This window comes from Bacillus sp. NPDC094064, from assembly GCF_050279585.1.
Lineage (GTDB): Bacteria > Bacillota > Bacilli > Bacillales > Bacillaceae_G > Bacillus_A.
Genome location: NZ_JBNNUI010000007.1, coordinates 67,492 through 81,986, shown reverse-complemented (window position 1 = coordinate 81,986; position 14,495 = coordinate 67,492). Strand labels below are relative to the sequence as shown.

General features: G+C 36.9%; 13 protein-coding genes. 4 read left to right on the top strand and 9 right to left on the bottom strand.

Annotated features, from left to right (window positions below; genetic code table 11):
• The first annotated feature begins 138 nt into the window (after nucleotides 1-138).
• Nucleotides 139-909 carry an SDR family NAD(P)-dependent oxidoreductase gene (locus ACQKNI_RS16980; protein WP_088232425.1) on the top strand — a complete coding sequence of 257 codons (771 nt, stop codon included), beginning with the start codon at nucleotides 139-141 and terminating at the stop codon, nucleotides 907-909.
• Nucleotides 910-982: 73 nt separating this feature from the next.
• Here ACQKNI_RS16980 and ACQKNI_RS16975 read toward each other — a convergent pair whose 3' ends face one another.
• Together ACQKNI_RS16975 and ACQKNI_RS16970 are read right to left on the bottom strand one after the other, a co-directional pair.
• A complete protein-coding gene (locus tag ACQKNI_RS16975; RefSeq protein WP_098882885.1) occupies nucleotides 983-1,438 on the bottom strand; it encodes an N-acetyltransferase in 456 nt (151 codons plus the stop codon).
• Between the two features lie 127 nt (nucleotides 1,439-1,565).
• Complete coding sequence (locus ACQKNI_RS16970) at nucleotides 1,566-2,060, bottom strand: Lrp/AsnC family transcriptional regulator (protein WP_088232423.1); 495 nt, start codon at nucleotides 2,058-2,060, stop codon at nucleotides 1,566-1,568.
• 204 nt (nucleotides 2,061-2,264) lie between these two features.
• Here ACQKNI_RS16970 and ACQKNI_RS16965 point away from each other — a divergent pair, with 204 nt between their 5' ends.
• Complete coding sequence (locus ACQKNI_RS16965) at nucleotides 2,265-3,176, top strand: DMT family transporter (protein ID WP_098882884.1); 912 nt, start codon at nucleotides 2,265-2,267, stop codon at nucleotides 3,174-3,176.
• Between the two features lie 41 nt (nucleotides 3,177-3,217).
• Here ACQKNI_RS16965 and ACQKNI_RS16960 read toward each other — a convergent pair whose 3' ends face one another.
• From ACQKNI_RS16960 to ACQKNI_RS16940, 5 genes are all read right to left on the bottom strand, one after another.
• Entirely contained in the window at nucleotides 3,218-4,279 is a 1,062-nt protein-coding gene (locus tag ACQKNI_RS16960; RefSeq protein WP_098882883.1) for a DUF871 domain-containing protein, read from the bottom strand.
• A gap of 55 nt (nucleotides 4,280-4,334) precedes the next feature.
• Entirely contained in the window at nucleotides 4,335-5,699 is a 1,365-nt protein-coding gene (locus ACQKNI_RS16955; protein ID WP_098882882.1) for a PTS transporter subunit EIIC, read from the bottom strand.
• 23 nt (nucleotides 5,700-5,722) lie between these two features.
• Complete coding sequence (gene murQ / locus ACQKNI_RS16950) at nucleotides 5,723-6,607, bottom strand: N-acetylmuramic acid 6-phosphate etherase (RefSeq protein ID WP_088232419.1); 885 nt, start codon at nucleotides 6,605-6,607, stop codon at nucleotides 5,723-5,725.
• Nucleotides 6,608-6,908: 301 nt separating this feature from the next.
• On the bottom strand, nucleotides 6,909-7,772 hold the full coding sequence (locus ACQKNI_RS16945; protein WP_088232418.1) for a MurR/RpiR family transcriptional regulator: 864 nt from the start codon (nucleotides 7,770-7,772) through the stop codon (nucleotides 6,909-6,911).
• 149 nt (nucleotides 7,773-7,921) lie between these two features.
• On the bottom strand, nucleotides 7,922-9,130 hold the full coding sequence (locus ACQKNI_RS16940) for a cation:proton antiporter (protein ID WP_098882881.1): 1,209 nt from the start codon (nucleotides 9,128-9,130) through the stop codon (nucleotides 7,922-7,924).
• A gap of 206 nt (nucleotides 9,131-9,336) precedes the next feature.
• Between ACQKNI_RS16940 and ACQKNI_RS16935 the strand changes: the two genes are divergently transcribed.
• The gene (locus ACQKNI_RS16935; protein ID WP_088232416.1) at nucleotides 9,337-10,740 is read left to right on the top strand and encodes an amino acid permease; all 1,404 of its coding nucleotides are present in this window, start codon (nucleotides 9,337-9,339) and stop codon (nucleotides 10,738-10,740) included.
• A gap of 153 nt (nucleotides 10,741-10,893) precedes the next feature.
• On the opposite strand, the gene ACQKNI_RS16930 is transcribed toward ACQKNI_RS16935, so the two are convergent.
• Together ACQKNI_RS16930 and ACQKNI_RS16925 are read right to left on the bottom strand one after the other, a co-directional pair.
• Nucleotides 10,894-11,097 carry a hypothetical protein gene (locus ACQKNI_RS16930; protein WP_088232485.1) on the bottom strand — a complete coding sequence of 68 codons (204 nt, stop codon included), beginning with the start codon at nucleotides 11,095-11,097 and terminating at the stop codon, nucleotides 10,894-10,896.
• Between the two features lie 80 nt (nucleotides 11,098-11,177).
• Entirely contained in the window at nucleotides 11,178-13,637 is a 2,460-nt protein-coding gene (locus ACQKNI_RS16925; RefSeq protein ID WP_141552127.1) for a LamG-like jellyroll fold domain-containing protein, read from the bottom strand.
• A gap of 317 nt (nucleotides 13,638-13,954) precedes the next feature.
• Between ACQKNI_RS16925 and ACQKNI_RS16920 the strand changes: the two genes are divergently transcribed.
• On the top strand, nucleotides 13,955-14,422 hold the full coding sequence (locus ACQKNI_RS16920) for an S-Ena type endospore appendage (RefSeq protein WP_088232414.1): 468 nt from the start codon (nucleotides 13,955-13,957) through the stop codon (nucleotides 14,420-14,422).
• Nucleotides 14,423-14,495 lie beyond the last annotated feature (73 nt).

The following is a 14,495-nucleotide window of genomic DNA, read 5'->3' as shown; positions in this document are numbered from 1 at the left end:
ATAATAAAGTGAAACTTTAATCAGTGGGGTTCTCCTCATCCCCCGCCTAACTTCTTTACTTTCACTGAATTTTGAGGTAGAGGTCTTACTGCCCGGCAAAGAGCGGGATAAATTAATTTGAATTTAGGAGGATTTTATATGAAATATACTGTTATTACTGGCGCTAGTTCAGGGATTGGCTATGAATCAGCTTTAGCCTTTGCATCTCGTGGAAAAAATTTAGTACTTGTCGCTCGAAGACAAGAAGAATTAAACGAATTAAAATCGAAAATTAACGAAATGCATCCGGAGTTGGATGTTGTCATTCGAAGAACCGATTTATCCGTCACTGAAAATGTTTATAAACTTTATGAAAGCCTACAAACTTTTCAAATTGAAACGTGGATTAACAACGCAGGTTTTGGTAATTTCGCCTCAATTGCTGAACAAAATTTAAATAAAATAGAGACGATGCTGCATCTAAATATAGAAGCACTAACTATACTCTCTTCTCTTTTCGTTCGAGATTATTCAATGGTTGATGGAACACAACTTATTAACGTTTCATCGGGCGGTGGATACACAATTGTTGCTGATGCTGTTACGTACTGTGCTACGAAGTTTTATGTAAGTGCATTTACAGAAGGGCTATCTCACGAACTAAAAGAACAAGGCGCAAAACTGCAAGCAAAAGTTTTAGCTCCTGCTGCTACTGAAACAGAATTTGCGAAACGCTCATTGGATATTGATGAGTTCCAATACGATAATGTTGTACCGAAATTCCACACTGCAAAACAAATGGCACAATTTATGCTCGACCTTTATGATAGCGATAAAGTTGTAGGAATTGTCGACGGTTATACGTATAACTATGAACTTAAAGACCCACTTTATAATTTTGCCGTGAGACAAACGAATTCAAATTCTTAATAACCTCTCATTTCTTATGGAAATATAGATGCCCACTATTATTTACATAATAGTGGGCATCTATATACATTTTTCATCCAACATACCGAACCATCGCCACCTCATCACAATAATCAACTTTTGGACAATGTCTACAATCAATCCATACTTTCTCTGGCAATGCTTCTTTATTTACAAAATCAAATCCACACTTTTGAAAAAATACTGTTTCATACGTTAAGGAAATCACTCTTTTCACATGTATTTTCGTAGCTTCCTCCATCACATGATTTACGAGCATGCGCCCTATTCCTTTCCCTGCATATGTATGTGAAACGACTAACGATCGTATTTCTGCAAGATCTTCCCCTAACACATGCAATCCAGCAACTCCAACAATTTCCCCCTCTTCTTTCATCACATATAAACATTGCAAATATTGATAGAGAGATAATAGAGAACGCGGTAAAACAACTCCATCTTTTGCGTAAATCTCAATGAGATTATAAATTTCTTGCACATCACTTGTGACTGCATTAAAGATTTTCATATGCTATCCCCTTGCCCCCGATATTAATATTTATAACTTAAAATGAATTTTAATACATAATTTTATATAATAATACATCTCTCTTTTCCTCCCGTCAATCACTTTATACAACAAAAAACCAAGCAATCTAATCTATGCTCGGTTCCTCATTTCGTATCGGCAATACCGTCGAATATTTAATTTCGCGAAGTGCTAAACTCGTCTGTATACGTGTAATACCAAGCTTATTCAGCTTTCTAATAAACTGCTCCAACTCTTTGCGATCACGATTTGCAACCTTTAATAAATAATCGTACTCTCCCGTTAAACAGTGACATTCTAACACTTCCGGCATCGATTCTAATTCTTTCTCCAACACTTCTAGCTTATCGGATTGATGAATATTCGTACTCATAAAAATGAAGCATAACAAATCAAACCCAAGCTTTTCTTGATTTAAAATGGCTACTTGCTTATCAATGAATCCTTCCCCATCTAACCTTTTTATTCTTGCGTGCATCGCAGCTGGTGATAAATTAACGCGGCGTGCTAGCTCTGCATTACTTACTTGTGACTCCTTCTGCAATATATCTAAAATTTGTACATCTAAATCATCCAACACTTTAATAACAGATGACTCCACCAAAATCCCCCCTTTTTACTACCGATGATTATTCGAAAAAACATCTTATAATCTATATAAAACTGAATGTTTTTCCGCGAATATCATTTATAACTAAACATTTTATTTAGTTTTTACCATTATACAAAAGAATATATTACACAATAAAGAAAAATGCTAAAATTATTTACAATTCACATTGATTACAACAAAGGGGATTTTAGCATGCCTTATTTTTATGTCTTTTTATTATTACTCACGAGCTTATTATGGGGAGGAAATTTTGTCGTTGGGAAATCACTCGTCGATCATGCCTCACCGATGACACTGACAAGTTTGAGATGGATCATTGCCATTGTTTGTTTATTGCCGATGGTATGGTTTAAAGAAAAGAAAATCATTCCACCACGTGCTGCAATACTTCCGTTAATACTGATGGGAATTTCAGGGGTCGCTCTTTTTAACATCTTTCAATTTTTAGCATTAGAAAAAACATCCGCAACGAATGTAGGGCTTATTTCTACAATGAACGCAATTTCAATTGCACTATTTTCAGTATTATTTTTAAAAGAAAAAGTAAATACACTTCAAATTCTATCCATGATTCTTTCATTCTTTGGGGTAATTCTCGTACTTTTAAAAGGTGATTTCTCACTTTTATTTTCACTACATTTTAATAGCGGAGATTTATGGATGATGGCGGCAGTTTGCATTTGGGGAATGTATTCTGTTTGCAGTAAATGGGCAACAAAAACAACGACGCCACTTATGGCGACGTTATATTCTGGTATTTTCGGCGTGATTTTATTACTGCCATTTAACATAGGGAACTTTACTGTTACAAATATAAATACGTCTTTCATTACATCACTTTTATATACAGGGCTTATTTCTACAGTTCTTTGTATGGTGTTTTGGAATATTGGCGTACAGAAATTAGGAGCTACAACGTCAGGGATTTTTCTAAACTTCAATCCAATTTTCACAGCAATTTTAGCATTCTTTTTCCTCGGAGAAGAATTAACGTGGATACAAATTTTAGGTACAATGATCGTCGTGACAGGATGTTATTTATTTTCTCACTTCAAAACTGTTGCTGTTCAGCCAACTAGAGCTTTAATACGAAAGCACTCCTAACAAAAAAACATTATCCTCTTTATGGATAATGTTTTTTGACTTTAATCGTTAGAAATAAGTTTAAATTTCTGTCCCGCATGAATAAAAGGCAGTAATGAAATATCCTCTTCCACAACCATTCCAACAACGTTCACTTTCTCATCTACAGGTAAATCATGTACAACAACTTGCATCTCTCCAGCATATCTACCATATAATTCATTATCAATTGTAATGCTGCCTTTCTTTCTTGCAATTGTATGTAGTGGCTGTAACACAACTTTATTTCCTTCTCTTGATTCTACAGAGCGAATGACATCACGCGCTGGGTCTAATCGATTCGTATGCACTCTCTCTACCATTTTTAATACTTCTCTATCAGTTATAAGTGATTTATAGCGCAGCGGAATAATCCCTCTACTCGCACCCGCAATCTCTTGTACACTTTCTAGACTTCCGCTTATATCTCCAATTAACACCTTATCGACACCACAATCTTGTACAAGTTCTAAATACGCTTCAAGCGGGCGCATATTGCGGTGCTTTTCTAACGTCGGTAAACCTTCATATAACGGACCACGTTTTTCCCTATCCCCCGGAATAAATGCCATCGTTTTTATTCCGCACTCATGTAAATATTGATTTTGCTTTTGCAAGAACGACTTTGCTAGTCCTGTTTCGGGACGCGGGTAAAAATTATGCCACGCTTCTACATTCTCTATCCGTATCTTTTCAGCGATTAACTCTTCCCAAAAAGATTCTGTAATCGTACTCGCATTTAAAGCCACTTTCATCTTATGGGACACGCGCGCAATTTCTTTCGGCGCAATGCCATAGTCCATTCGTAAACCAGTAATGCCAAAGCCCAATAACTCTTCCACATTTTCATACGATATTCCTAAATGATGTAACGATTTCGGAGAGACATCAACCATTAACTCCATTTTATTTTCGAGAGCTTGTTTCCCAAGTATTTGAATTAACTCTTTATACGTATTTGGATCATCTTCTGGAATATGAAGTGATGTAAAAATAGATGAAAACCCGTTTTCCTTCGCTACTTTTAGCCACTCTTCTTGTTTCTCTACTCGCTCTTTTGAAAGATAAATTGAAACTCCTATCATATAAATCTCCCTCTCTATGAATAGAAAAAGAGAAAGGAAATCCCTTTCTCTTTTTCTATATATTTTCTGCCATTTCTTCTTTGAATCCGAAGAAGTACGTAAAGATGAATCCGAAAGTATATGCCACTACTAATCCAAGGAAATATAATAAATATTTATTATCAGCAATTAACGGAATTAAAGATAATCCTGATACGCCAATTCCGAGTGCGGCTGTGTGCATAACTGCTTGGAATGCACCGCCAACTGCTGCGCCTAAACAAGCAGTAAGAAACGGTTTCCCAAGTGGTAATGTAACCCCGTATAATAACGGTTCGCCAATTCCTAAAAATCCAACTGGCAATGCACCTTTAATTACGTTACGAAGTCGTTTATTTTTTGTTTTTACATAAATCGCAATCGCTGCTCCTACTTGCCCAGCGCCAGCCATTGCGAGTACCGGTAATAAAGGCGTTACTTGCGTTTGATTAATAAATTCCATATGAATTGGTGTTAAACCGTGATGTAGTCCGACCATAACGAGAGGTAAAAATGTTCCGGCCAGCACTGCTCCAGCAAACGCTCCACCAATATTTAAAATAGCATTAATTCCGCTTGTAATTCCTTCAGATAAGAAACCTGCAACTGGCTGAATTGCTAACATCGTTACGATACTTACCACTAATACAGTAATGAGTGGTGTCACAATAATATCAACTGCATTTGGCACAGCTTTTCGAACTTGTCTTTCCACTACAACCATAAGCCACGCTGCAAAAATAACTGCAAACAATCCGCCCCGTCCGGGTACGAGCGCTTCACCGAATAACTTTACGTTCGCCATTGCCGGGTTGAAAATTAAAATACCAGCAATTGCCCCAAGAACCGGTGTCCCGCCAAATTCTTTCGCTGTATTCCAGCCGACTAAAATTCCTAGGAATGTAAAGATACCTCCGCCAATAAGTAGTAACATTTGCAGCCACGTTGCATTCGGGTCAGCACCTGCATTTTTCGCAAAGTTAGCGACTCCGTTTATAATTCCTGACGCAACAAGACCAGGAATTAACGGAATGAAAATACTTCCTATTTTTCGTAAAAAGTTTTTCACTGATGTATTATTTTTCTTCTTAATCTCTGACTTCATCTCTTGTCCAAGATCTTCAAGGTGATGATCTGCCACCTCACCAATTCGCAGTCCCGTTAAACCTTCCATTTCAGCTGCTACTTTATTTACTGTCCCTGGACCAACGACAACCTGAAGCGTTTCATCTTCAATGACCCCCATAACCCCTTCAACCTTCTTCAAAAGGTCCATATTCACTTTACTTTCATCATGAAGCGTTAATCGTAGCCTCGTCATACAATGAGCAATGCCTCGAATATTTTTTATTCCTCCAAGTTGCTCCGAAATTTCTTTGGCCATTCTCTCTTCTTTCTTCATAATAGAATCCCCTCCCTATTATTTTATAATGCCTTCTTCACAAACCCTTTCGCGCATTTTAATTTCTCCAGTGCTTCCCCATGCTCACACTGCAATAGCACCATAACAATCGCAGCTTTCACGTTACGTTCTGCTTTTTCATAATACTCTGCCGCTACTTCATAACTAATGCCTGTTGCTTCCATAATAATTCGTTTTGATCGTTCTACTAACTTTTCATTTGTAGATTGAACATCTACCATTAAGTTTTTATATACTTTCCCAACACCAATCATGGAAGCTGTTGAAATCATATTCAGCACTAATTTTTGTGCTGTACCAGCTTTTAAGCGCGTTGATCCTGTTAAAATTTCTGCACCTGTTTCTACTTCCACATTTAATTTTGCATATTTACTTATTTCAGCATGTTTATTACAAGAAATACTAGCTGTACTCGCTCCCACGCTACCCGCGTATTTCAAGCCACCAATTACATACGGTGTTCGACCACTTGCTGCAATGCCAATTACAGTATCTTTCTCATTTAATCCAATACTTTTTAAATCTTCTTCTGCTAACTCTTCGCGGTCTTCAGCACCTTCCACCGCTTTAGTAAACGCTTTCAATCCACCTGCTATAAATCCTTGCACCATTGTGTCATCTGTACCAAATGTAGGCGGGCATTCCACCGCGTCCAAAATGCCTAAACGGCCACTCGTACCAGCCCCAATGTAAATTAATCGACCCTCTTCTTCAAAGGATTTAATAACAATTTGGACAATTTTTTCAATCTGTTCTATCTCTTTTTCAACTGCTAACGCAACAGTTCGATCTTCTTCATTCATACTTTGCAAAACTTCTTTTATGCTCATCTCATCTAGGTTCATCGTCTTCTCATTGCGATGTTCTGTAGATAAATTTTCTAACATGTTGTCACCTTCTCTGAAATTTAATTTCATACTTTTATTATAACTTCGAGAAATTTAAAATCAATATTACTTTCTTATTTTATGAAATTTTATTTCTCTTCATGACGAATTTATGTCACTTTAACTGGCAGTAAGACCCCCACCTCAAATTCAGCGAAAGCAAAGAAGATCGGTGGGGGATCAACTGCCTGTAAAAGTCCGATTGGTTCAACTAATAATAAGTGGGGGATGAACAAAACCCCCACTTATTAAAGTTTCACTTTATGTCAATATGCAAAAAAAGATGGGTTTCCCCATCTTTTCATTTTAACTTCCGTAACCGCAGAGCTTCTTCTCTCGTCTCCATAAATTGATCCAATACGTTATTACCAATACGATTAAAAGTAATCACATATAAAGCATCAATCATATTCAGCTGTGTCATTCTGGAAGCAATACTCGCGATGCGATGATCTTGCTCTACATCTGGCATACAAAGGCGAATATCTGATTCTTTATATAAAGGGGATGATTGATCAAGCTTCGTAATTCCGATAACCGTTGCACCTTGCCTCTTCGCATATTGCGCCATTTCAAGCACATCTTTCGTTCGACCAGATGTTGAAATCGCAACAAATATATCGCCCTCTTTTAAATTCGTCACAAGTGGCAACATCATATGAAAATCAGATAGCATCATCGCTGTAAATCCGAGCCTTGTAAATTTATAAGCCCCATCCATCGCCGGAGTAGCTGATCCGCCTACTCCGTAAAATATAATTTTATCCGCATTTACAATAAGGTCCGCTGCTTTCTCCAGCTCCTTCTTATCTATAGCCGTAACGCTCGCCTCAATTGCAGCTTTATTCACATACGTAACTTTATTAAACAAATCGTACGGTCCATCTTCCGTATTCATCACTGAAAAATCATTAATATTATAATCAGCAATCGTTAATTCACGAACGAGCGCTATTTTAAATGCTTTAAAGCTCCCAATCCCAATTGACTTACAAAAACGAACAACACTCGCTTCACTTGCGCCTGCATTCGTTGACACTTCTTTCGTCGTTAAGTTCGGAACAATCTCTGCATTCTCCATTATGTACATGGCAATCTTCTTTTCAGCTGGTGAAAATTGATCCATATTATTTTCAATTTTAAATAGTAATGTTGAAGCTTTCACTATTTAACCTCCACTTCGTAATCTCCACTCTTCCCTCTCCTTGTCATCACATACATAGATTTTACCATAATTATAAACTTTTCATGCCACATGACCATTGCTTTTTGCAATACAAAAGAGCTTACCTGCATCAGATAAGCCCTTCCTCTCTATACGAAATATTTCTTCAAAAGCGGTGGCGTAATAATTGTCGTTAATATAACAACAATGACAATCGCTGTGAAATTTTCTTTCGCTAATAAATTCGCCGTAAGTCCATTTGCAGCGATGATAAGCGCTACTTCCCCGCGCGACACCATCCCTGCACCGATACTAATAGAAGATTGAAGGTTGAATCCTGTTAATCTTGCTCCTAAACCTGATCCGATTAACTTTGTGAAAATCGCAATAAGCGTCATGATGATAATGAACCAAAGTTGACTTCCAATACCTTGAAATGTAATTTCCATTCCAATACTTACGAAGAACACCGGCACGAATATCGCATAAGCAATTGGTTCAATTTTATGTTCTACTTCATGCTTATACTCTGTTTGAGAAATAGCAATCCCTGCTGCAAACGCTCCAATAATACCTGCAATCCCCATCATTTCACTGTAATACGAAAAAGAGAAACAAATGATAAGTGCCGCACTAATTAACGCTTCCGATACACGAAGTGGGACAAGCATTTTCATAATCCACGGAACAACTTTCCATGCGATAAAAACAATACTAACAAAGAAAATAAGTTTCTTTACGATAACAAGCGTTATATTCACATCTTGCGTTCCTAAAAAGCTCATAACAAACGCTAATAAAATAACGACAATGACATCATCAAATACAGCAGCACCTAAAATCGTTGTACTTTCTCTCGTATTCATTTTCCCTAAATCTCTTAGCGTTTGTACTGTAATACTAACTGACGTTGCGCAAAGTAATAAACCTAAAAAAATTGCATGGGATTGCATTAATCCAAACAGCAATCCTGTTACATAACCACCGATGAAAGGAAAAATAATCCCACCAGCCGCTACTGCAAATGATGATTTCAAATTCCGATTTAACTCTTCTAAATCTGTTTCAAGCCCAGCCATAAACATGAGTAACAAAACACCAATCTCACTCAGTTCATCAATCAATTCAGAACTATTAATAATACCAAGCACAGCCGGACCGATAATAATACCAACAATTAATTTACCAAGTACAGAAGGCTGGCCGAGTCTTACGCTAATATCACCAGCTAATTTCGTACAAAGTAAAATGACGACAAGTTCAAAATAAAATAACATAACATCTTCTCCTACTCTATAAAGTGAAACTTTAATGAGTGGGTTTTCTTTATCCGAAGCGAATCGGTAACCCCCGTCCATTTCTGCAAGTAGTTTCCCCTATTCATCCGCATTTTATTTGTCATATTTTTATTTGACAAAATATTCTGAATTATAATAAAATTAATCCAGCAATTTTAAAAAACTACATACCATAACTGTACCTCCATTTCCTTACATACTCTTTTCTAGTGGGCCCATACTATAGTCGCAGTTATGGAAATGAAAAAACGGGGGGAGAGTCCAAAGTGAAGTCATTATTGCGAAAAAAAGCACTTAGTACCGAATCACCACGGCAACTAGATCGGACATTAACGGCACTCGATTTAACCTTTTTAGGAATTGGCGCCGTAATTGGAACAGGGATCTTTGTATTAACAGGGATTGTTGCAGCAAAACATTCTGGTCCTGGTATTATGCTATCATTCCTCATTGCTGCATTTACTTGTGCTTGCGTAGCCTTTTGTTATGCTGAATTCGCTTCTTCTATACCTGTCTCAGGAAGTGTGTATACTTACGCATACATGACAGTCGGAGAAGTCGTCGCCTTCATCGTTGGTTGGTGTTTAATGCTCGAATATTTACTGGCAGTCGCAGCGGTAGCTGTCGGTTGGTCTGGTTACTTACAATCTCTACTACAAGGCTTTAACATACACCTTCCCGCCATTATTGCTTCGGCCCCTGGCGTCGGAAAAGGTGGGCTGATTGATTTACCAGCTGTTTGTATTTTACTACTCATTACTGGTCTTTTAAGTTTTGGTATACGCGAAAGCGCACGCATTAATAATATTATGGTGCTAATAAAATTAGCTGTTATTATCGCCTTTATTGTAGCAGGTGCAAAATATGTAAAACCTGAAAACTGGACACCGTTCATTCCATTCGGATACGACGGTATTATTACTGGAGCGGCCACTGTATTCTTTGCCTTTTTAGGTTTTGATGCAATCGCAACTGCTGCAGAAGAAACGAAAAAGCCACAACGTGATTTACCAATTGGCATTATCGGTTCCCTTCTTATTTGTACTGTTTTATACATGATTGTATCTTTCGTTTTAACAGGCATGGTTCCTTATACACAATTAGATGTTTCTGATCCAGTTGCATTTGCACTGCATTTCGTTGGTGAAGATACAATTGCAGGACTGCTCGCTGTTGGAGCCATGACGGGAATGACAACCGTTCTTTTAGTCGTTATGTATGGACAAGTTCGCGTTTCGTATGCGATGAGCCGCGATGGTTTACTTCCAAAAGCATTAGCGCGTGTAAATAAAAGAGTAAAAATCCCTTTATTAAATACGTGGATCACTGGCGTTGTTGCCGCTTTATTGTCAGGATTTTTAGACTTACACTTACTAGCAAACTTAGTAAACATCGGTACGTTAACAGCATTCACGTTCGTTTGCTGCGCTGTCCTTATTTTACGAAAAACACATCCTGACTTAAAACGAGGATTCCGTACACCTTTCGTACCTGTATTACCAATTGTTGCGATTCTTTGTTGTTTATATTTAATGATTAATTTGTCTAAAACGACATGGATTAGCTTTATAGCTTGGCTTATAGCCGGCTTATGCTTCTATTTCTTCTACTCTAGAAAACATAGTCATCTAGCTACTGAAAAAACAAATGATGAAAAGAAAAAAGCATAACAAAATAGCTCGCCTATAAACTGGCGAGCTATTCTTATGCTTTTCGTTAACGATTGTAAAATGAAACATATGCCCAATTTCCTATTGGTGTGGAACACTTCAAAATGCCTATTTCGGTCATACACGAGTTCCACTTTTGCATACATATCTCCTTTACTTCGTTCCCTTCTTTTTCTTCTTCCATGCATTCACACTATCAAAGAAAAAGTTAATAAATAACGTGCCTAAACCCGCTAATAAGAACGTCATTAAAAATAGAATCCAAATACTTTTATCTTCTAAGAAATAATATCCTACAAGGAGCACAACCGCGATCCATACATATTCAAGAATTCTTTTTAGCTTTTTCTGTTCCAAATTATTCGCTCCCTTTTTCTATGCTCCTTTTAGTATAACAAAAAAGAAGCCTATCATGATAAGCTTCTTTTTCTTATACCTTACTTGTTGATACTTTTTTCAACGAGTGAAATCGCATGCTCTAATGTACGATTCATCATTTCTACCTGTGCATCTTTTACTTTCGCATCTTTTAATACAGCCTCTGCAACTGTAATTTTTTGCTGCAATGATTTCACTGCACCATCCGTTACATTCGCATCTTGTGCTTTCTTTACGACAGCTTTGGCAGATTCAATGTTCGCTTGTAATTTTTCTTTCGGTGTTTTCGGTTGTTCTACTACTTTAGATTGTACAAATGTTTGATGTGCAGTTTTTAATTCATTATACGTTTGAACAAATTGTTCCCCAGCACTTGCTACATTTTCAAACACTTGCTTTGCATTATTATAGCTTTTCTCTAATTCTTGAAATGCCTCTTTTGAATATTGACCTGGCTTATCACCAAATTCATACGTACCAGCTAACACTTCTTTTACTTTTCCAAGCTCTTCAAATAACGCATTTACTTGCTCTAACTTCGTACGATTAGAAAACTGATTGTACGCTGCTAATACTTCTGAGGAACTTAATGCTTTACTATATAATTTCGCTAACGCAATTTGTCCATTTAACGGAATACCACCATTTCCATTGCTATCAGGATCAGCTCCAAATGCAAATGGTACGTTCGGATGATACACTTTCCCTTGAGCTGGTAGACTATTTACTTTTTTACCATCTACGTAAATTGCTACTTCACTTCCATTATACGTTCCTGTTAAGTGATACGTTTTATTAGCTTCTAATTTCGTTCCAACACGTTTATAACTACCACCAATATGAGCCCATAATTCTACATTTCCATCGCCTGTAGATTCAAAACCAATTCCGCCGCCCTCTGTATTTTGCAAAATACCTTGCCCACGAATTTCATTCATTGAAAATACAGTTTCTAACGTAAACGAATTTGCTACTTTTTCTTTTTGCGTCGCTGAAAATGGAAGATACCCAAATGTATTAGCTTGTCCATTCAATTTCATTACATTTGTTTTTAAAGCTTTATCATATGCAATCGATACATTCCCTTTCACATCACCCTTTGTACCAAATGGTGAATTATCTTTAAATGTACCATCTAAGAAATTCACATCGAAAACATCAGCCTGTGGCACTTTTACATTCGGGTCAATATCATCTTTTTTCGTAGTAATTTCTGCCGTTAACGGCTGCACACTTTCATTGCCAAATGAATCAATTGCAACGACTTCAAGTAGATATGCTTTCCCGCCATCTAACCCTGCAAGCGTAAACGTAAGATCTTTTGGCACTGGGTCACGGTAAAACTCTGAGAATGCTAATAATTTGTTTTTAATCTCGCCTGTTTGTTTATCCTTTGCTTGTACGCGATAAGAATGAACAAGCAAATTATCCAACGCTTGCGGGAATGTTACTGTTGCCGCATTTTCTGTTACATTTGATACAGCAAGCTTTGCATCCTTAGCAAAGTATGGCTTTTCTTTATCACGATCTTCTACATGTGTAAATGTGTCTTTCTTTGCTGGCAATTTAATTTTCCAAGGCTCGCCTGTCCAAGAATTTGTATGGAAATCACGGCGATTAATCGTTACTTCTTCATCATCTACTTCTACTAATAAACCTTGGCTTAATGTACTAGCTCCTGGCGGGATATTTCCTTGTACTTTACCGCCTTCAACTTCCATATAACTTACTGAAGATGTACCAACTGATGTAAAGTCTTTTTGATGAATCGATCTCGGATCATCTAACGGATAATGTGAATGACCTGAGAATGTAATCACTTGCGGATATTCTTTTAATACCTCATTAATTTTCGCACTATCTTTTGTTCCCCACTCTTGACTACCGTATACTGTATCTTTAATATGTTGATGTAAAAATACGAAAATCGGTTTTTCTGGATCATCTTTTTGCGCTTTCGCCATCTCTTCTTTTAACCAATTAATTTGCTTGTCTGAATAATACCCATGCGTTGTCCCATCTTCTGGCGACATAACAAGGAAATGATAGTCTTTTACCACTTTATGGTAGTAAATCGATTCCATTCCTGTCTTTTCTAAGAAACGCTTCTGCGCGCCTTCTGCAGATAAACCGTTCCAGTAATCATGATTACCAAGAGAATTCATTCGCACGGCATCTTTATTTGCATTTTCATTATACACTTGCATGAAACGATCATATTGCTGCACTGATCCTGTATCCGTGAAATCACCTACAATAACAAATGCATCCTGCTTCGGTGCTAGTGTATTGAACTGTTCAATCGCCCTTTTCCAGCGAAACGTATCATCTGTTCCACTGTTTTTAATATGCACATCACTTACAACCGGAAAAACTAACTTCTTCTCACTCGCTGCCTTTTCTTGCTTTTTCTCTTCCGCTTTGACTGATGTACTCCACGGAATTGATACAAACGCTAATACAAAAACCATTAATAATCCAATAAGGCCTTTTACTTTTCGTAAAACAGTTCTGTCCACGTGAATCCTCCTCATATAATGAATTAATTACAATGATTATTGTACTGAACGTATATTAATTTCGTTTAAATTAAAAATAAAATTTATTTCACTTTTGTAAACATACAGTCAATTTCATATGAAATTCCACATTTATATGAAACAGACCCTCTTTGTCTAATAGACACCGATTACTTCTCGATACCGACAAATCATACCGTTTTCTCTGCCTAGTAAACTATTTAAATTTTTTATTTTTTTGTCCATTTATTAACAACATCTTCCGTGTTGTTACATTTAATAATAGTAAACAATCTCATGAAAAAGGAGGGATTCTATTGAAACCCCATAAAAACATCGGATGCTTTGCTCCTTTATCTATCATTTGTCAACCCATTTGTCCCTGTCCTCCTCCTATCCCCCCGCCTGAACAATGCGATGCTGAACTCATTACAAATGAATTTGCAGGTAATATTTTCATTTCAAATGATTTTATTTCTGTTGCTCAAAGACAATCAAAACAAATTTATCCAACATTAACTATTTGGAAAGATGATGGAAGTATTTCAGCATCTGGAACTATCTCTGTATACAACAGCAAAAACAGTACAGATGCTTTAACTGTACAAATAGTAAGTAATAATTCTAGTACTTTCACTGTTCTACCTGGTAATACCATTTCATACACAGGATCAAACTTACAATCTGTTTCTATAATCGATATTCCAACTGATCCATCTACTTATATCGAGGGTCGCTACTGTTTTCAACTCACTTATTGTAAATCAAAGCGTGATTGCCTATAAGTATATTCTGTTTACAAACAACTATTACCTTTGAAAAAGGCTAAAGGTCCACAAAAAACCGTGCAAACGAATA

Coding starts and splice junctions, on each gene's coding strand:
- ACQKNI_RS16980 (WP_088232425.1), top strand. CDS start 139: ATGAAATATACTGTTATTACTGGCGCTAGTTCAGGGATTGGCTATGAA.
- ACQKNI_RS16975 (WP_098882885.1), bottom strand. CDS start 1,438: ATGAAAATCTTTAATGCAGTCACAAGTGATGTGCAAGAAATTTATAAT.
- ACQKNI_RS16965 (WP_098882884.1), top strand. CDS start 2,265: ATGCCTTATTTTTATGTCTTTTTATTATTACTCACGAGCTTATTATGG.
- ACQKNI_RS16960 (WP_098882883.1), bottom strand. CDS start 4,279: ATGATAGGAGTTTCAATTTATCTTTCAAAAGAGCGAGTAGAGAAACAA.
- ACQKNI_RS16955 (WP_098882882.1), bottom strand. CDS start 5,699: ATGAAGAAAGAAGAGAGAATGGCCAAAGAAATTTCGGAGCAACTTGGA.
- murQ (WP_088232419.1), bottom strand. CDS start 6,607: ATGTTAGAAAATTTATCTACAGAACATCGCAATGAGAAGACGATGAAC.
- ACQKNI_RS16940 (WP_098882881.1), bottom strand. CDS start 9,130: ATGGACGGGGGTTACCGATTCGCTTCGGATAAAGAAAACCCACTCATT.